Raw genomic sequence first — 18,258 nt, 5'->3', positions numbered from 1 at the left:
CGTCATGCCCGTCATATCCGATCCTTCGGAGTTCAACGAGTCAGACCTCTACGTCGACCTGCGGGCCGCGCTGGAGCTTCCGCTGTTCCTGAAGTGCGAGGGCTTCAACTTCGCCGGGTCCATCAAGCTGAAAGCGGCCCGCGAGATGGTGAACGCCGCCGAGCGCGACGGCACCCTGCGGCCCGGGTCGGTCCTGGTCGAGTCGTCGTCGGGGAACCTGGGGGTGGCCCTGAGCATGATCGCCGCGAGCCGGGGCTACCGGTTCCTGTGCGTGACCGACTCGCGGTGCAACCTGCCGACGATCCGGCTGATGGAGTCGCTCGGCACCCGGGTGCACGTGGTCAGGGAACCGGACCTGCACGACGGGTACCTGGGGGCGCGGCTGGCGTACGTGCGGGCGCTGTGCGCCTCGGACGAGCGGTACGTGTGGCTCAACCAGTACAGCAACCAGGGGAACTGGCGGGCGCACTACCGCACCACGGCACCGGAGATCGCGCGGCGCTTCCCGGACCTGGACGTCCTGTTCGTCGGGGCCGGCACCACCGGGACCCTGATGGGCTGCGCCCGCTGGTTCTGGCAGTGGCGGCGGCCGGTACGGATCGTCGCCGTCGACAGCGTCGGCTCGGTCACCTTCGGCGGGCCGCCCGGAGTCCGTCTGATCCCGGGTCTCGGCACGAGCGTGCCGCCGCAGCTGCTCGACAAGTCGTACATCGACGACGTGGTCCTCGTGGAGGAACCGGACACCCTCCAGGTCTGCCGCCGGCTGGCAGCCCGGGGTTTCCTGTTCGGCGGCTCCACCGGCACGGTCGTCAGCGGCGCCCACCAGTGGCTGTCCGCCCACGGCCGCCGCGGCCTCACCGCGGTCGCGATCGCCCCTGATCTCGGCGAACGCTACCTGGACACGGTGTACCGCCCCGGCTGGCCGCACGGTGTGCCCGAGGCGGACCCGGTCCACCGGACGGCGGAGGCGATGGCCCACCTGGCCTGAGCCCCCACCCCCACAGCACCACGGTGCCCGACCCGCGCTTTCCCCGGGGGTCGGGTGCCGGGTTCGTGGGGCGCCGGGGTGGTGGGGGCTGCGCCCGTGGGCTCCGTGCCCGTGGGGCACAGGGCCGTGTACGCCATGCCCATGAGCGCCGATCCCCTGAGCGCCGGGCCTGTGAGGCACCGAACCGGTGGAGCGCCGGGCCGGTGGAGCGCCGGGCCCGTGACCACGCGACGCCATGCCCGTGAGCGCGGAGCCGGTGGGCGCCGTACCCGTACCCCAAGGGAGCACAGGACCACACCCGCGCCCCCCGCCCCGCAGGCGCGACCGACACCCCCACCCCGAGTCCGTGAGGTGACCCTCCCCCCGCCCCGGGGTACTTTCGCAAACATGGCAGGCACCACGCACACCGTGACCAACCAGCCCCCACCTCTGATCGACTACGACGTCTACGGCGCCGACCGCGCGCTCAAGGAGGCCGTCGAACGGCACCTCGATCCGGCCCTGCTCGACGAGGTCCACGGTGAGCTGGGCGCCCTCGGGCGGGCCTGTGGCTCGGCGCAGGTGCAGGAGTGGGGCGTGCAGGCCAACGAGAACCCGCCCCGGCTGCGCACCCACGACCGCCACGGCCATCGTATCGACGAGGTCGAGTTCCATCCGGCCTGGCACCGGGTGCTCGGCAAGGGCGTCTCCGCGGGCCTGACCGCGGCCTGGGCCCGCCCCGGCGGACACGTACGGCGCGCGGCGGCCTTCCTGCTGTGGACGCAGGTCGACGCGGGCAACTGCTGCCCCCTGTCGATGACCCACGCCGCCGTCCCCGTCCTGCGCACCGATCCGGACCTGGCCGCCGAGTGGGAGCCGCGGCTGACGTCCATGGTCTACGACCGCGAGCTGCGCCCCGCCCACCTGAAGGCGGGGGCGCTGTTCGGGATGGGGATGACGGAGAAGCAGGGCGGAAGCGACGTCCGGACGAACACGACGACCGCCCGGGCCCTGCCCGACGGGGAGACCTTCGAGCTCACCGGTCACAAGTGGTTCTGCTCGGCCCCCATGTCGGACGGCTTCCTGGTCCTCGCCCAGGCCCCGGGCGGACTGACCTGCTTCCTCGTCCCCCGGGTCCTGGAGGACGGCACCCGCAACACGTTTCTCCTCCAGCGCCTCAAGGACAAGCTCGGCAACCGCTCCAACGCCTCCGCCGAGGTCGAGTTCGACCGGACCTGGGCCCGCCGCGTCGGCGACGAGGGTCGCGGGGTCCGCACCATCATCGAGATGGTCGCGGCGACCCGGCTGGACTGCGTCCTCGGCTCGGCGGGCCTGATGCGCCAGGCCGTCGCCCAGGCGATCCACCACTGCACGCACCGCGAGGCCTTCGGCGGCAAGCTCGTCGACAAGCCGCTGATGCGCAACGTCCTCGCCGACCTCGCCCTGGAGTCCGAGGCCGCGACCACCCTCGCCCTGCGCCTGGCGGCCGCCTACGACACGGACGACGAACAGGAACGGGCCTTCCTCAGGATCGCGGTGCCGGCGGCCAAGTACTGGGTCACCAAACGCTGCACCCCGCTGACGGTCGAGGCCGCCGAATGCCTGGGCGGCAACGGCTACGTGGAGGAGTCGGGCCTGCCCCGCCTGGTCCGTGAATCACCGCTGAACTCGATCTGGGAGGGCGCGGGCAACATCCAGGCCCTGGACGTCCTGAGGGTCCTGCAACGCGAGCCCCAGGCCCTGAACGCCTACCTCCTGGAGATTGGCCGAACCCGGGGCGCCGACCACCGGCTGGACGCGGCGACGAAGAACCTCTTCACCGAACTGGCCGACCTGGAGGGCATCGAGGGCCGGGCCCGCCACCTGACGGAACGGCTCGCGCTCGTCCTCCAGGGCTCCCTGCTCGTCCGGTACGCCCCCGCGGAGGTGGCCGACGCCTTCTGCGCGTCCCGCCTGGGCGCCGACAGCGGCAGGGCCTTCGGCACGCTGCCCACGACCCTGGACCTGGCCTCGGTGGTGGAGCGGGCGCGGCCCGTGGAGTGAGCCCGGGGACATGAGAACGGGGGTGGTGCTGCGCCGACACGGCACCACCCCCGTTACGGCCCTCGGAGGCCGAAACACGCCGCTGCGAGACGGCGTTCGCCCAAGTTTCAAACAAGCCGGACCCCACCACCAGGGTTGCAGGGGGTTGCAACTTCCTGGCGTCTGTGGGTGGACTGTGTGCCGCTCGGAGCCGCGACCGGCACTATGAGACGGACAGTCAACGGATCCGGGACCGGGAGGACCAGTGCCGCTCTCGCCGACGCACGCGACCCATCTGGGCACCATGGACACGGCACGTGCGGCCCGGGTACTGAACGACATCCGCTCCGCCACCCTGTCCGGGCGGCGCGCACCCCTCGCTCCGCGCCCCGTGATCAAGGAGTCCTGGAGCCGTATGCTGCGCGGCGGCGTGGACCCGGACCACGACTTCCGGTCAGGTCTGCTGCCCCCCGATGAGGTGCAGCGGCGCCGGGAGGGCACACAGCTCAGGCACGTCCTGCCGGTGCTGAGGGAGGGGCTGTTGTCGGTCGCGGACGTCGCCCACCACATCATGGTGGTCGCCGACGACGACGGCCGGGTGCTGTGGCGGGAGGGCAGTTCCCCCGTCCTGCGCAAGGCCGACGGCACCGGCTTCGAACTCGGCGCCGACTGGCGGGAGAACGTCGTCGGCACCAACGGCATCGGCACCCCGGTGGTGGTGCGCCGCCCCGTCCAGGTCTTCGCCTCCGAGCACTTCGTGCGCTCCCAGACCTCCTGGACCTGCACCGGCGCCCCCATCAAGGACCCGCGCGACGGCCGGCTGATCGGCGTGGTCGACGTCAGCGGCCCCCTGGACACCATGCATCCGGCGACGCTCGCCTGGGTCGACTCGGTGGCCAAGCTCGCCGAGTGCCGGCTGCGCGAGATGCATCTGGCCTCGCTGGAGCGACTGCGGGCCGTGGCGGCGCCGGTGCTCGCCCGGCTCACCGGCCGGGCCCTGGTGGTGGACCGGGACGGCTGGACGGCCGCGGTCACCGGAATGCCGTGTCCGAACCGGATCGCGCTGCCCAAGTCGCCCTCACCGGGCCGCCGGTGGCTGCCGGCGCTCGGTCTGTGCACCCTGGAGCCGCTGGCCGGCGGCTGGTTGGTCCGCGCCACCGAGGAACCGGAGCCGCAGGGCGCCACCCGGATCGTGCTGGACCTGGCGCAGCCGCGCCGCTGGACGGTGACGGTGTCGGGCGGGGCGGGCACGTGGAGTCACGAACTGAGCCCTCGGCACGCCGAGTTGCTCTACCTGCTGGCCCTGCACCCCGCGGGCCGCAGCGCGGCGGGACTGGCGCAGGACATGTTCGGCGATCCGGGCCGCACGGTGACCGTGCGCGCGGAGATGTCCCGGGTACGGCGGTATCTCGGGGCGTTCCTCGACCACCGGCCGTATCGTTTCTGCGAGGACGCGGAGGTCGAGGTGCTGCTGCCGGGCGACCCGGGCGACCTGCTGCCGCACTCCACGGCCCCGGCCGTGCTCGGGGCCCGCACCGCCGCCGAGACCGGGTGAAAACCCTCGGTCATGGTGCATCTTCCGCATAATTGCAGCATCTTCGCCCCCCGTCGTGCCGCACTGCCGTAGCATCCCTCTACGGGCCACCCCACCTGCTCCTCGGTCAACGTACGGATCATCAGGCGCAGTTGGCCCGCCTCGGGAGGACGTATGAAGCAACGTGGCAGACACCGCAGGCGGAAGCGTGGCCAAGCGCTGCGCGCCTTCCTGGCAGGGACCGCCCTCGCGCTGACCGCCGCCGCCACCATGATCAGCGCCTCACAGGCCACGGTCGCCGCCAATCCCGGGACACTGAAGCCGCTCACCTCGCAGACCGAGACCGCCCCGCTGCGCCTCAAGGAATCCGCCCTCCCGCAGCGCGCCCTCGACCGGCTCTCCGCCGGGATGGGCCGTCCCGTCGGGGTCTCGGCCGTCCTCGACTCCGCCGACCGGCCGCTGCGCGACGCGATCGACTGCACGGCCGGTGAGCGCACGGCGCTGCCCGTGGAGCCGACGGCCACCGCCGCCTACTGCTTCGACGCCGCCGACACCCGCTCCTGGCGGGCCGGGGCGGTCACCACCTCGGGGGACGCCGACGACGACGGCCTATGGGGCGCCCACCGCGTGATCCTCTCCGCGTGGAGCCGCACCGGCACCGCGGCGGACGGCGGGGGCCTGGCCCGGGTCGCCTTCGTGGACGCCGACGACCTGAACCAGCTCACCTACTCCTGGGTCCTCCTCGCCGTCCCGGTCGACGACGGACGCGACTACCGCGGCCTCGTCTCCCAGGTCTCGGGAATGGTCTGGTACCAGAACAAGCTGCTGGTCACCGCGAGCGGCGACGGTGGCGACGCGCTGTACGTCTACGACATGAACCGCGTCCAGCGGGCCACCGTCGACAGCAGTGCGGTGGGCCGGGTCCGCGGCGGCTGGTCGGCGCACGGCGCCCAGTGGGTCCTGCCCGCCGTCGGCTCCTACCGCCTGGCCGACGAGCCGGGCGCCGCCCGCCCCGACTACCTCTCCCTGGACCGCAGCACCGCGCCGGACAGCCTGGTCGCGAGCGAGTGGACCTCCGGGGACGACGACACCGGCGCCCGTCTGTGGCGCTACGACTTCAGCGGCGACCCCGGCCGGGCCGGCCTCCTGGCCACCGACACCGGCGGCTACGCGCGCGTGGCCGAGGCCTACGTCACGAAGGCCTCCGGCACCGGGCCCGTCCTGTCGCACGACGGCCAGTGGTACCTGGGCCGGGCGGCCGGGACGGAGGGCGACCACGGCACCCTGTGGCGCCAGAACACCTCGAACCCCGCGAAGGCCACCCGCTGCGGCACGGACGAGACCCGCAGCTGCTGGAGCGGGGAGGCGGAGTCCCTGTCGTACTGGGAACAGACGGGCGACGTGTGGTCCCAGTCGGGCCGGGTGCTGTTCGCGCTGCCGCTGGCCTCGATCGACAGATCTCTGGGGTAGATGATTCCCTGACCGGCATGCCGAACATCGCCGTGACCACCTGGTCCCTGCAACAGACCGCCCCCACCGACCTCCTCCCGGCCGAACCCCCGGAGGGCGACGTCCGCATCCGCCGCGCGGAGGTCCCCTCCCCCGAGTTCAGCCGCTTCCTCTACGCCTCGGTGGGCGGTGACATCCACTGGACCGACCGGCTCTCCTGGACGTACGCGCGGTGGCGGGAGCACCTGGAGCGGCCGGGCGTGGAGACCTGGGTGGCCTACGAGCAGGGCACGCCCGCCGGATACGTCGAGCTGGAGCCCCAGGACGACGGCGTGGTGGAGATCGTCTACTTCGGCCTGATCCCGGCCTTCCGCGGCCGGCGGATCGGCGGTCACCTCCTCTCCTACGGCACCGCCCGCGCCTGGGACCTCGCGGACCGCTGGCCGGGGCTGACGGACACCAAGCGGGTCTGGCTGCACACCTGCTCCAAAGACGGCGAGCACGCGATGGAGAACTACCAGCGCCGCGGCTTCCAGCTCTTCGACACCAAGGTCGAGGAGGAGGCGGACGTACCCGCACCCGGTCCCTGGCCCGGGGCGTACCCGGCCTGACCTGCGGGAACAAGAGGGCTCGCGATCTTTGTGACCAACGACACCCTGGTCTCGCCTGTCGAGACAAGGGTGTCCACATGGCGGATAAAGCTGGACTGTGTCCAGATCGCCGTGACACGCTTCCGTCATGTCTGGAACTGGAATTGCCTTGGTGAGTCGGCGGCACGTCGACCTCGGCCGCATGTCCAGCGCCATCTGTCCGGTGCGCTGACGAGCCGCAGCGTCACCCGACACATCCTCTCGTTCTCTTTGCCGCGCAATGACGCGCAGGTCCACCCATGCGCCCGTACGCGCAGGTAAGAGCCGCTTCCCGCCTGTCCCGAAGGACGTAACAACCATGGCCGCCACCCCGCAGAACCCTGCTGCCGCAGCGCCCCGCCGCAAGGTGAGCCGTCACCGCGGTGAGGGTCAGTGGGCCGCGGGGCACCACACCCCGCTAAACGGCAACGAGCAGTTCAAGAAGGACGACGACGGTCTCAATGTGCGGACACGCATTGAGACGATCTACTCGAAGCGCGGCTTCGACTCGATCGACCCCAACGACCTGCGCGGCCGGATGCGTTGGTGGGGCCTTTACACCCAGCGCAAGCCCGGGATCGACGGCGGCAAGACCGCGATCCTGGAGCCGGAGGAGCTGGACGACAAGTACTTCATGCTGCGGGTGCGGATCGACGGCGGACGCCTCACCACCCAGCAGCTGCGCGTGATCGGCGAGATCTCCGAGGAGTTCGCGCGCGGCAGCGCGGATGTCACCGACCGGCAGAACATCCAGCTCCACTGGATCCGCATCGAGGACGTCCCGGAGATCTGGAACCGCCTGGAGGCGGTCGGTCTCTCCACCACCGAGGCCTGCGGCGACTGCCCGCGTGTCGTCATCGGGTCGCCGGTCGCCGGCATCGCCGAGGACGAGATCATCGACGGCACCTGGGCCATCGAGGAGATCCACGAGCGGTACATCGGCAGCAAGGAGTTCTCCAACCTGCCGCGCAAGTTCAAGACGGCGATCTCCGGCTCCCCGCTGCTGGACGTGGTCCACGAGATCAACGACATCGCGTTCGTCGGTGTCGAGCACCCCGAGCACGGCCCCGGCTTCGACCTGTGGGTCGGCGGCGGCCTGTCGACGAACCCCAAGCTCGGTGTCCGGCTCGGCGCCTGGGTGCCGCTGGCCGAGGTGCCCGAGGTGTGGGCCGGCGTGGTCGGCATCTTCCGTGACTGGGGCTACCGCAGGCTGCGCACCCGCGCCCGTCTGAAGTTCCTCGTCGCCGACTGGGGCCCGGAGAAGTTCCGCCAGGTCCTGGAGGACGACTACCTGAAGCGCAAGCTGGTCGACGGTCCCGCGCCCGCCGAGCCCTCGGGCCGCTGGCGCGACCACGTCGGCGTGCACCGCCAGAACGACGGCCTCTTCTACGTCGGTTTCGCCCCGCGCGTCGGCCGTGTCGACGGCGCCACGCTGACGAAGATCGCCGAGGTCGCGGAGGCCCACGGCTCGGGCCGGGTCCGTACCACCGTCGAGCAGAAGATGATCATCCTCGATGTCGAGGAGGCACAGGTCCAGCCGCTGGTCGAGGCCCTTGAGGCGCTGGACCTGACGGCCAAGCCCTCGCCCTTCCGGCGCGGCACCATGGCCTGCACCGGCATCGAGTACTGCAAGCTCGCCATCGTCGAGACCAAGCAGCGCGGCTCTTCCCTGATCGACGAACTGGAGCGCCGGATCCCGGACTTCGACGAGCCACTCACCATCAACCTCAACGGCTGCCCGAACGCCTGCGCCCGCATCCAGGTGGCGGACATCGGTCTCAAGGGGCAGCTCGTCCTCAACGACCGGGGCGAGCAGGTCGAGGGCTACCAGGTGCACCTGGGCGGCGCGCTCGGCCTGGAGGCCGGGTTCGGCCGCAAGGTGCGTGGCCTCAAGGTCACCTCCGAGGAGCTGCCCGACTACGTCGAGCGGGTCCTGAAGCGGTACCAGGCCGAGCGCGAGGAGGGCGAGCGCTTCGCCGCCTGGGCCTCGCGCGCGTCCGAGGAGGCCCTCTCATGAGCGAGCGTGCCGCCCCCTTCTACTGCCCTTACTGCGGCGACGAGGACCTGCGTCCGAGCGAAGCCCTGGAAGGCGCCCACGGCGCCTGGGAATGCGCGGCGTGCAACCGCGCATTCCAGTTGAAGTTCCTCGGGCTCCTCGCCCGGGGTCTTCAGCACACCGACGCAGGGGGAGATCAGATATGACCGCGATTCAGGAAGAGCGCTCGACCGACGATCTCAAGGCGCTCGCCGAGCAGGCCGGCCGCGACCTGGAGGACGCCTCCGCCCTGGAGATCCTCCAGTGGGCCGTCGACACCTTCGGCAAGCGCTTCTGCGTGACCTCGTCGATGGAGGACGCGGTGGTCGCGCACCTCGCGTCCCGGGTCCTCAAGGGCGTGGACGTCGTCTTCCTCGACACCGGCTACCACTTCGAGGAGACCATCGGCACCCGGGACGCGGTCGAGGCCGTGATGGACGTCAACGTCATCACGCTCACCCCGCGTCAGACGGTCGCCGAGCAGGACGCGGAGTTCGGCCCCAAGCTGCACGACCGCGACCCCGACCTGTGCTGCAAGATGCGCAAGGTCGAGCCGCTGGAGCGGGGCCTGAAGGACTACCTGGCCTGGGCGACCGGCCTGCGCCGCGACGAGTCCCCGACCCGGGCGGGCACCCCGGTCGTCGGCTGGGACGAGAAGCGGCAGAAGGTCAAGGTCTCCCCGATCGCCCGCTGGACCCAGGACGACGTGGACGCCTACGTCCAGGAGTACGGAGTCCTGACGAACCCCCTGCTGATGGACGGCTACGCGTCCGTCGGCTGCGCCCCCTGCACCCGCCGTGTCCTGGAGGGCGAGGACGCGCGCGCCGGCCGCTGGGCGGGCCGTGCGAAGACCGAGTGCGGGCTGCACGGATGACGACATCTACCAAGGAGTTGCACGTGACGACCGGAGCCACCGTCTGGCTCACGGGTCTGCCGAGTGCCGGCAAGACCACCATCGCGTACGAGCTGGCCGGCAAGCTGCGCGAGGAGGGCCACCTCGTCGAGGTGCTCGACGGCGACGAGATCCGCGAGTTCATCTCCGCGGGCCTCGGCTTCAGCCGCGAGGACCGGCACACCAACGTGCAGCGCATCGGCTTCGTCGCCGAACTGCTCGCCCGCAACGGCGTCAAGGTGCTGGTCCCGGTCATCGCGCCCTACGCCGACAGCCGTGACGCGGTGCGCAAGCGTCACCAGGACAGCGGCGCCGCGTACCTGGAGATCCACGTGGCGACTCCGGTCGAGGTGTGCTCCGTACGCGATGTGAAGGGCCTGTACGCCAAGCAGGCCGCGGGCGAGCTGTCCGGGCTGACCGGGGTCGACGACCCCTACGAGGAGCCCGAGTCGCCCGATCTGCGGATCGAGTCGCAGAACCAGACCGTCCAGGAGTCCGCGGCCGCGGTCCACGCGCTGCTCACCGAGAGGGGACTGGCATGACGACGACCGTTGCGAAGGCGGAGGACGGCACGGAGGCTCCGTACGCCCTCTCGCACCTGGACGCGCTGGAGTCCGAGGCGGTGCACATCTTCCGTGAGGTGGCGGGTGAGTTCGAGCGGCCGGTGATCCTGTTCTCCGGCGGCAAGGACTCGATCGTCATGCTGCACCTGGCTTTGAAGGCGTTCGCCCCCGCGGCGATCCCCTTCTCGCTGCTGCATGTGGACACGGGACACAACTTCCCCGAGGTCCTTGAGTACCGGGACCGTGTGGTCGCCGCCCATGGGCTGCGCCTCCATGTGGCCTCCGTACAGGACTACATCGACCGCGGTGTGCTCAAGGAGCGTCCGGACGGCACCCGCAACCCGCTCCAGACGCTGCCGCTGACGGAGAAGATCCAGGCGGAGAAGTTCGACGCGGTCTTCGGCGGTGGCCGCCGGGACGAGGAGAAGGCCCGCGCCAAGGAACGGGTGTTCTCGCTGCGCGACGAGTTCTCCCAGTGGGACCCGCGCCGTCAGCGCCCCGAGCTGTGGAACCTGTACAACGGCCGCCACGCCCCCGGTGAGCACGTCCGGGTCTTCCCGCTGTCCAACTGGACCGAGCTGGACGTGTGGCAGTACATCGCCCGCGAGGGCATCGAGCTGCCGGAGATCTACTTCGCCCACGAGCGTGAGGTGTTCTCGCGCAGCGGCATGTGGCTGACCGCCGGTGAGTGGGGCGGCCCCAAGGACGGCGAGACCGTCGAGAAGCGCCTGGTGCGCTACCGGACCGTCGGTGACATGTCCTGCACGGGTGCCGTCGACTCCGACGCCGACAGCATCGAGAAGGTCATCACGGAGATCGCCGCCTCCCGGCTCACCGAGCGCGGCGCCACCCGCGCCGACGACAAGATGTCCGAGGCCGCGATGGAAGACCGCAAGCGCGAGGGGTACTTCTAAGCATGACCACCACCACGGAACTCACCGAGACGACCCTGCTGCGGTTCGCGACCGCCGGCTCCGTCGACGACGGCAAGTCGACCCTCGTCGGCCGGCTGCTGCACGACTCCAAGTCGGTCCTCGTCGACCAGCTGGAGGCCGTCGAGCGGGTCTCCGCGAGCCGCGGCCAGGAGGCTCCCGACCTCGCGCTGCTCACCGACGGGCTGCGGGCCGAGCGCGAGCAGGGCATCACCATCGACGTGGCCTACCGCTACTTCGCCACCCCGAGGCGCCGGTTCATCCTCGCCGACACCCCAGGCCACGTGCAGTACACCCGCAACATGGTGACGGGTGCCTCCACGGCCGAGCTGACGGTGATCCTCATCGACGCCCGCAACGGCGTCGTGGAGCAGACCCGCCGGCACGCGGCCCTCGCCGCACTGCTGCGGGTGCCGCACGTGGTGCTCGCGGTCAACAAGATGGACCTGGTGGACTACGCCGAGCCCGTCTTCGCCGCGATCGCCGAGGAGTTCACGGCGTACGCGCTCGAACTGGGCGTTCCGGAGGTCACCGCGATCCCGATCTCGGCGCTCGCCGGTGACAACGTGGTGGAGCCGTCGGCGAACATGGACTGGTACGGCGGCCCGACCGTCCTGGAGCACTTGGAGACGGTCCCGGTCACCCACGACCTGTCCCACTGCCACGCGCGCCTTCCCGTGCAGTACGTGATCCGTCCGCAGACCTCCGAGCACCCCGACTACCGGGGCTACGCCGGTCAGATCGCCGCCGGATCCTTCCGGGTCGGCGAGCAGGTCACCGTGCTCCCCTCGGGCCGCTCCACGAAGATCGCCGGTATCGACCTGCTCGGTGAGCCGGTCGACGTGGCCTGGACGACCCAGTCGGTGACGATCCTCCTGGAGGACGACATCGACATCTCGCGCGGCGACCTGCTGGTGCCCAGCAAGGACGCGCCGCCGACCACCCAGGACATCGAGGCGACCGTCTGCCACGTGGCCGACGCCCCGCTGACCGTCGGCCACCGCGTCCTGCTCAAGCACGGCACCCGCACGGTCAAGGCGATCGTCAAGGACATCCCGTCCCGGCTCACGCTCGCCGACCTGTCCCTGCACCCGCACCCGGGACAGCTCGTCGCCAACGACATCGGCCGCGTGAAGATCCGCACCGCCGAACCGCTGCCCGTCGACTCCTACTCGGACTCGCGGCGCACCGGTTCGTTCATCCTCATCGACCCGAACGACGGCACCACGCTCACCGCGGGCATGGTCGGCGAGTCGTTCGCGTCCCCGGAGCCCGTCAAGGACGAGTCCGAGGACGACGGGTGGGACTTCTGACATGAACCCCCTCGACTACTGGTCCACGTTCGCGAAGGAGGGCGGCCGCGTAGGCAGCGGCGCGCTCGGCAGCGGGCAGGGCGGGGTGGCGCGATGTGTGCGCTGACGTACGCGCACCGCTTGCGCGCCCCGTCCCCCCACAGCCGTAGACGCAGACCTGCCGACCTCCCGGCCACGACCTGAGAGACCGTGACCGCCGGGCCTCCGAGAGGAACACCTCCCGTGCCTGCTTCATCCGCTCTTCGCCGTACCTTCGCGGTCATCGCCGCGCTCCCGCTCCTCACCCTCGCCGCGTGCGGCTACGGCTCCGAGGCCAAGGACGACGGCACCGCCAAGGTCGCCGCCGGCGCCAAGAAGATCGACGGCCTCGACTCCGTCAAGATCGGCTACTTCGGCAACCTGACCCACGGCACCGCGCTCGTCGGGGTGAACAAGGGCTTCTTCCAGAAGGAGCTCGGGGCCACCAAGGCCTCGTACGCGACCTTCAACGCCGGCCCGTCCGAGATCGAGGCGCTCAACTCCAAGTCGATCGACATCGGCTGGATCGGCCCCTCCCCGGCGATCAACGGCTACGTCAAGTCGGGCGGCAAGAGCCTGAAGATCATCGGCGGTTCGGCCTCCGGCGGTGTGAAGCTGGTCGTCAACCCGGACAAGATCAAGTCCCTGAAGGACGTCAAGGGCAAGAAGATCGCGACCCCGCAGCTCGGCAACACGCAGGACGTGGCGTTCCTCAACTGGATCGCCGAGCAGGGGTGGAAGGTCGACGCGCAGAGCGGCAAGGGTGACGTCACCGTCGTCCGTACCGACAACAAGATCACGCCGGACGCCTACAAGTCCGGTTCCATCGACGGCGCCTGGGTGCCGGAGCCGACCGCGTCCAAGCTGGTCGCCGAGGGCGCGAAGGTGCTGCTCGACGAGTCGTCGCTGTGGCCGGACAAGAAGTTCGTGATCACGAACATCATCGTGCGCCAGGACTTCCTCAAGGAGCACCCGAAGGCGGTCGAGGCCGTCCTGAAGGCGTCGGTGGAAGCCAACAAGTGGATCAACGCCAACCCGGACGCGGCGAAGGCGGCGGCCAACAAGCAGCTGGAGGCGGACTCCGGCAAGGCGCTCAAGCCCGCGGTCCTGGACCCGGCCTGGAAGTCGATCCAGTTCACCAACGACCCGCTGGCCGCCACCCTGAACACCGAGGCGGAGCACGCGGTCAAGGCCGGCCTGCTGGAGAAGCCCGACCTGAACGGGATCTACGACCTCACGATCCTCAACAAGGTCCTCAAGGCCGAGGGCGAGCCCACCGTCGACGCCGCCGGTCTCGGCACGAGCTGACCCCGTTCCCCGATGAGTTCCCAGGAGGTGACGACCATGGCCACGACCACGACGCTCGCCAAGGCCGACGAGACGGTCGAGTACGCCGCGCGTCTCGACCACGTCTCGAAGTCCTTCGCGGGACCGGGCGGACAGCAGCTCGTCCTGGACGACGTCAGCATCGATGTCGCGCCGGGCGAGTTCGTCACCCTCCTGGGGGCCTCGGGCTGCGGCAAGTCCACCCTGCTGAACCTGGTAGCCGGGCTCGACGGCCCGACCGCCGGGTCCATCACCACGGACGGCCGCCCCGCCCTGATGTTCCAGGAGCACGCCCTCTTCCCGTGGCTGACCGCGGGCAAGAACATCGAACTCGCCCTGAAGGTCAGGGGAGTTGCCAAGCCCGAGCGGCGCGGCAAGGCCGAGGAGCTGCTCGAACTGGTCCGGCTGAAGGGCGCGTACGGCAAGCGCGTGCACGAGCTGTCGGGCGGTATGCGCCAGCGCGTGGCCCTGGCTCGCGCGCTCGCCCAGGAGAGCAACCTGCTGCTGATGGACGAGCCGTTCGCGGCCCTCGACGCCATCACGCGGGACGTGCTGCACGACGAGATCACCCGGATCTGGGCGGAGACCGGCGTGTCCGTCCTGTTCGTCACGCACAACGTCCGGGAGGCGGTACGGCTCGCGCAGCGCGTGATCCTGCTGTCCTCCCGCCCCGGCCGGATCGCGCGCGAGTGGACGGTCGACATTGCGCAGCCGCGCCGCATCGAGGACGCGCCCGTGGCCGAACTGGCCCGTGAGATCACCGAAGAACTGCGTGGGGAGATCCGCCGCCATGGCCAGCACTGACACGACACCGGCCCAGGACGCCGGGAGCGTAGAGGCGGGCCTCGACGCGCTGGAGACCCGGACCACCGGCCGCCCGCCCCTCCGGCAGACCCTGGTCAACAAGGTCCTGCCGCCGGTCATCGCGCTCGCGGTGGTCCTGGTGATCTGGACCCTGCTCTACCCGATCGTGGACGACCCGTCCAAGCTGCCCTCCCCGGCGGCCGTGGGCGACACGTTCAAGGAGGCCTGGCTCCAGGGCGATCTGCTCGGCTACATCTGGACCAGCGTCTCGCGCGGTCTGCTGGGCTTCTTCTTCGCCCTGCTCATCGGCACCCCGCTGGGTCTGATCGTGGCCCGGGTGAAGTTCATCCGGGCGGCCATCGGCCCGATCCTGTCCGGCCTCCAGTCGCTGCCGTCGGTGGCGTGGGTGCCGCCGGCCGTGATCTGGCTGGGCCTGAACAACTCCATGATGTACGCGGTGATCCTGCTCGGCGCAGTCCCCTCCATCGCCAACGGCCTGGTGTCCGGCGTCGACCAGGTGCCGCCGCTGTTCCTGCGGGCCGGCCGCACGATGGGCGCGACGGGCGTCAAGGGCATCTGGCACGTCACGCTGCCGGCCGCGCTGCCCGGTTACGTGGCGGGCCTCAAGCAGGGCTGGGCGTTCTCCTGGCGCTCGCTGATGGCCGCGGAGATCATCGCCCAGTTCCCCGATCTGGGCGTGGGTCTCGGCCAGTTGCTGGAGAACGGCCGCACCAACAGCGACATGGCCATGGTGTTCGAGGCGATCCTGCTCATCCTGTTCGTCGGCATCGCGATCGACCTGCTGATCTTCAGCCCGCTGGAGCGGTGGGTGCTGCGCAGCCGCGGTCTGCTGGTGAAGGGCTGACTCCCATGAAGCCCGTCCTCCTGGTCATCGCCCACGGCAGCCGCGACCCGCGGCACGCCGCGACGGTGCACGCCCTCGTCCGCCGGGTGCGCTCGCTGCGCCCGGACGTACGGGTGGAGACGGGCTTCCTCGACTTCAACATCCCTTCCGTGCAGGGGGTGTTGGAGTCGCTGGCGGCACAGGGCGTCCGTGACGTCGTAGCGCTGCCGCTGTTGCTGACGCGGGCGTTCCACGCGAAGGCGGACATCCCCGCGGTGCTGCGGGACGCGCCGCCGCAGCTGCGGATCCGGCAGGCGGAGGTGCTGGGACCGTCCCCGCTGCTCCTGTCGGCGCTCGAACGACGGCTGTACGAGGCGGGGTTGACGCCCGCCGACAAGTCCTCGACCGGGGTCGTACTGGCTTCGGCGGGGTCCACCGACCCGGAGGCGATCGCAGTGATCGCTGACATCGCGCGGGAGTGGCGGCACACCGGTTGGTGCGCCGTGCGGCCTGCGTTCGCCTCCGCGGCCCTGCCCCGCACCGAGGACGCGGTACGCGAACTGCGCGCCCTGGGCTGCGCGAAGGTGGCCGTGGCGCCGTACGTCCTCGCCCCGGGGTTCCTGCCCGACCGGATCGGGCGGGGCGCGGCGCAGGCGGACGTGCTGGCCGAGGTGCTCGGGCCCGCACCGGAGGTGGCGCGGGTGCTGCTGCGGCGGTACGACAGCGCGTCGGCACGGGTCCTGCTGCCGGTCAGCGCGTAGGACGCTCCAGCTCGTCGGCCAGCCGTACGAGTTCCTCCAGCGGCATCGACCCAGCCGCCCGGCGTTCCCGGGCGAAGGTGTTCGCCAGGCGCTGGAGGAGTTCGTTCAACGGGGTCGGTACGCCGTGCAGGCGGCCGAGGAGGGTGATCTCGCCGTTGAGGTAGTCGGCCTCGATGGTGCCGGTGCCGCGGGTGAGGGACTGCCAGGAGGAGTTGCCGCCGCGGGGCGCGTTCTCCAGGGGCAGCAGGGTGATCTTGTCGCCGCGCACCGCGCGCTGTTCCTCGACACTCGTGTACGTGATCCCGGCGGCGTCGAGGACGGCGGCCCCCTCGGCCCGCACCCGCTGGACGAGCGCCAGGGCCTCCTCGCTCTCGACGGGACCGGTGACCGCCTCGACGGCGTTGGCGAGGTTGGACAGCAGCTTGGCGTACTGCCAGCGGGCCAGGTCCGGCACGACCGGTGCCTCGAACCTCGCCTTCTCCAGGTCGGCGGCGATCCGCCGGGCCGTCTCGTCCGTGCCGTGCGGGTAGACGCCCAGGTGCAGGATGCCGGTGAGCGGACTGCCCGCGGCGGAGACGGTCCCGGGTTCGACGAAGGTCGCCGGCAGCCACACGCAGACGCCGTAGACGTGCCGGAAGCGGCGCAGGGCCACGCGCTGCCCCTCCACGCCGTTCTGCGCGCACAGCAGCGGCAGCCGCTCGGCCGCCGTGCCGCCGCCCTCGACCGGGGCCGGCCCCCAGGCGTCGAGGGCGCCTCGCGTGTCCTGGGTCTTCACGGCGAGGACGAGGACGTCGTCGGCGCGCAGGGTGCCGAGTTGCGCCGGGCCGTCCACGACCGGGAGCCGGTACGTGAACTCGCCCTCCGGCACGCGCAGCCGCAGTCCGCCGTCCCTGAGCGCCGCGTGGTGCGCGCCCCGCGCGACCAGGACGACCTCGTGCCCGGCCCCCGCGAGCCGCCCGCCGACGGCCCCGCCGACCGCTCCGGCCCCGATGATGATGTAACGCATGGGAGGAGCCTCGCACAGCGGTCTCGACCTTGTCCGTGGGGCCGTCCGTCCACCGGGGCGAGCGCCGTCGGTTCGCGGTCCCGTCACGTCACTCCGCGAACGGCGTCGCCTGGTGGAAGTAGAGCAGCCACCCGCTCGGGGTGAGCCGCCACAGCGAACTGCGGTGTGCGTGGGCGCCGTTGGACTCCGTGTCGAAGATGAGATGCACCAGGCCGACAGCGAGCTCGACGCCCTTCATCCCGGACGCCACGATCGGGTCGGCCGCCTCGTCGCCGGCCCCCGCGAGGGCGGCGATGATCGACGTGCGGTCCCAGTGCCGTCCGGACGCGCCGAACTCGTGGAACTCGGGGTGCAGCAGCGCGCCCACCAGCTCGGGCGAGGCGCGCACCTCGGGGTCGAGCAGCCGCAACTCGCCCTGGACGGCGGCCTCCACGGCGGGGCCGCGGTCACTCACCGGTCATCTCCACCAGCTTGACGACCGTGTTCCAGTTGCGGCTGGTGGCGATCAGGCCCTTGTTCAGGCGTGGCTTGGAGAGTTGCTCGGCGAGCTTGGAGCGGCCCAGGCCGTTCGGGGCGTACAGGTACAGGGCGCGGTCGCCGAGGCGGAACTCCTCGGGGAGGTGGGCCGCTTGGTCGATCTCCGCGAAGCGGTCCGCGTCGACGGGTGCGGAGAAGTAGGTGACGTGGAGCTGCTTTCCCTCCAACTCTGCTGCCGGGAAGGGGCAGTTGTCGGCGATGGCCTTCAGGTAGGCGTGGTCGCGGACGATCACGTCGACCGTGAAGCCGAACCGCTTCTCGATCGCGTCCGTGAGTTCGGCGGCCAGGGAGTCCTCGTCGCCGTGGTCGGCGGTGAACACGGCCTGGCCGCTCTGGAGGTAGCTGCGGACGCCGTCGTGTCCGAGGTCTTCCATCAGCGTGCGCAGGTCGGCCATGGGGACCTTCCTGCTGCCGCCGACGTTGATTCCGCGCAGCAGCGCCGCGTAGGTGGTCGTCATGCGCACACCCTAGGACGGAGTGCGCGCGGACCCCGATCACCGCCCCGTACGACGTTCGTTAGATGTAAGGGTCACGGTCCTCCCCAGTACGGAGGGCGCGCGGTCCCTTGGGAGGAGCCGGTGGCCCCCGCACTTCACCGGCCAGCACGACGAGACGGGTTTATCCAG

At 71.0% G+C, this 18,258-nt stretch carries 19 protein-coding genes; 16 read left to right on the top strand and 3 right to left on the bottom strand.

Annotation, left to right across the window (positions count from 1 at the left end; all coding sequences use genetic code 11):
* Nucleotides 1-4 precede the first annotated feature (4 nt).
* The 16 genes from sbnA to ABZ098_RS11910 all read left to right on the top strand — a co-directional run bounded on the left by sbnA (nt 5) and on the right by ABZ098_RS11910 (nt 16,089).
* Nucleotides 5-988, top strand: a complete 984-nt coding sequence (gene sbnA / locus ABZ098_RS11985) for a 2,3-diaminopropionate biosynthesis protein SbnA (protein ID WP_356589818.1) — start codon at nt 5-7, stop codon at nt 986-988.
* Between the two features lie 387 nt (nt 989-1,375).
* Entirely contained in the window at nt 1,376-3,010 is a 1,635-nt protein-coding gene (locus ABZ098_RS11980; protein WP_356589816.1) for an acyl-CoA dehydrogenase family protein, read from the top strand.
* A gap of 283 nt (nt 3,011-3,293) precedes the next feature.
* Nucleotides 3,294-4,544 carry a GAF domain-containing protein gene (locus tag ABZ098_RS11975; RefSeq protein WP_356589814.1) on the top strand — a complete coding sequence of 417 codons (1,251 nt, stop codon included), beginning with the start codon at nt 3,294-3,296 and terminating at the stop codon, nt 4,542-4,544.
* Nucleotides 4,545-4,697: 153 nt separating this feature from the next.
* Nucleotides 4,698-5,993: a hypothetical protein gene (locus ABZ098_RS11970; protein WP_356589812.1), complete on the top strand. Its 1,296-nt coding sequence runs from the start codon at nt 4,698-4,700 to the stop codon at nt 5,991-5,993.
* Between the two features lie 17 nt (nt 5,994-6,010).
* On the top strand, nt 6,011-6,583 hold the full coding sequence (locus ABZ098_RS11965; RefSeq protein ID WP_356589810.1) for a GNAT family N-acetyltransferase: 573 nt from the start codon (nt 6,011-6,013) through the stop codon (nt 6,581-6,583).
* 127 nt (nt 6,584-6,710) lie between these two features.
* The gene (locus tag ABZ098_RS11960) at nt 6,711-6,794 is read left to right on the top strand and encodes a putative leader peptide (RefSeq protein ID WP_349817346.1); all 84 of its coding nucleotides are present in this window, start codon (nt 6,711-6,713) and stop codon (nt 6,792-6,794) included.
* Nucleotides 6,795-6,920: 126 nt separating this feature from the next.
* Complete coding sequence (locus ABZ098_RS11955; RefSeq protein ID WP_356589808.1) at nt 6,921-8,618, top strand: nitrite/sulfite reductase; 1,698 nt, start codon at nt 6,921-6,923, stop codon at nt 8,616-8,618.
* Nucleotides 8,615-8,803 carry a hypothetical protein gene (locus ABZ098_RS11950; protein WP_356589806.1) on the top strand — a complete coding sequence of 63 codons (189 nt, stop codon included), beginning with the start codon at nt 8,615-8,617 and terminating at the stop codon, nt 8,801-8,803. The genes ABZ098_RS11955 and ABZ098_RS11950 overlap by 4 nt, the downstream gene beginning before the upstream one ends.
* The gene (locus ABZ098_RS11945; protein ID WP_356589804.1) at nt 8,800-9,510 is read left to right on the top strand and encodes a phosphoadenylyl-sulfate reductase; all 711 of its coding nucleotides are present in this window, start codon (nt 8,800-8,802) and stop codon (nt 9,508-9,510) included. Before ABZ098_RS11950 ends, ABZ098_RS11945 begins: the two co-directional genes overlap by 4 nt.
* A complete protein-coding gene (gene cysC, locus ABZ098_RS11940) occupies nt 9,507-10,070 on the top strand; it encodes an adenylyl-sulfate kinase (RefSeq protein WP_356589802.1) in 564 nt (187 codons plus the stop codon). The genes ABZ098_RS11945 and cysC overlap by 4 nt, the downstream gene beginning before the upstream one ends.
* Complete coding sequence (gene cysD, locus ABZ098_RS11935) at nt 10,067-11,005, top strand: sulfate adenylyltransferase subunit CysD (protein ID WP_356589800.1); 939 nt, start codon at nt 10,067-10,069, stop codon at nt 11,003-11,005. Before cysC ends, cysD begins: the two co-directional genes overlap by 4 nt.
* A gap of 2 nt (nt 11,006-11,007) precedes the next feature.
* Complete coding sequence (locus ABZ098_RS11930; protein ID WP_356589798.1) at nt 11,008-12,336, top strand: GTP-binding protein; 1,329 nt, start codon at nt 11,008-11,010, stop codon at nt 12,334-12,336.
* A 222-nt stretch (nt 12,337-12,558) separates the two neighbouring features.
* Nucleotides 12,559-13,662, top strand: a complete 1,104-nt coding sequence (locus ABZ098_RS11925; protein ID WP_356589796.1) for an ABC transporter substrate-binding protein — start codon at nt 12,559-12,561, stop codon at nt 13,660-13,662.
* A gap of 12 nt (nt 13,663-13,674) precedes the next feature.
* Nucleotides 13,675-14,484, top strand: a complete 810-nt coding sequence (locus ABZ098_RS11920) for an ABC transporter ATP-binding protein (protein ID WP_356589794.1) — start codon at nt 13,675-13,677, stop codon at nt 14,482-14,484.
* Nucleotides 14,471-15,349, top strand: coding sequence for an ABC transporter permease (locus ABZ098_RS11915; RefSeq protein ID WP_356589792.1), 879 nt, complete (start codon nt 14,471-14,473; stop codon nt 15,347-15,349). Before ABZ098_RS11920 ends, ABZ098_RS11915 begins: the two co-directional genes overlap by 14 nt.
* A 5-nt stretch (nt 15,350-15,354) precedes the next feature.
* Nucleotides 15,355-16,089: a sirohydrochlorin chelatase gene (locus ABZ098_RS11910; protein ID WP_356589790.1), complete on the top strand. Its 735-nt coding sequence runs from the start codon at nt 15,355-15,357 to the stop codon at nt 16,087-16,089.
* Here ABZ098_RS11910 and ABZ098_RS11905 read toward each other — a convergent pair.
* The 3 genes from ABZ098_RS11905 to ABZ098_RS11895 all read right to left on the bottom strand — a co-directional run bounded on the left by ABZ098_RS11905 (nt 16,079) and on the right by ABZ098_RS11895 (nt 18,090).
* Nucleotides 16,079-17,095 carry a 2-dehydropantoate 2-reductase N-terminal domain-containing protein gene (locus ABZ098_RS11905; RefSeq protein WP_356589788.1) on the bottom strand — a complete coding sequence of 339 codons (1,017 nt, stop codon included), beginning with the start codon at nt 17,093-17,095 and terminating at the stop codon, nt 16,079-16,081. The two genes, ABZ098_RS11910 and ABZ098_RS11905, sit on opposite strands and share 11 nt — an antisense overlap.
* An 88-nt stretch (nt 17,096-17,183) precedes the next feature.
* On the bottom strand, nt 17,184-17,549 hold the full coding sequence (locus tag ABZ098_RS11900; RefSeq protein WP_356589786.1) for a nuclear transport factor 2 family protein: 366 nt from the start codon (nt 17,547-17,549) through the stop codon (nt 17,184-17,186).
* The gene (locus ABZ098_RS11895; RefSeq protein WP_356589784.1) at nt 17,542-18,090 is read right to left on the bottom strand and encodes a DUF1697 domain-containing protein; all 549 of its coding nucleotides are present in this window, start codon (nt 18,088-18,090) and stop codon (nt 17,542-17,544) included. The genes ABZ098_RS11900 and ABZ098_RS11895 overlap by 8 nt, the downstream gene beginning before the upstream one ends.
* Nucleotides 18,091-18,258: the final 168 nt, after the last annotated feature.

Origin of the sequence: Streptomyces sp. NPDC006335, from assembly GCF_040612795.1 — a bacterium.
GTDB lineage: Bacteria > Actinomycetota > Actinomycetes > Streptomycetales > Streptomycetaceae > Streptomyces.
Note: the sequence above shows the minus strand (reverse complement) of the source record. Positions and strands in the feature narration are given on the sequence as shown.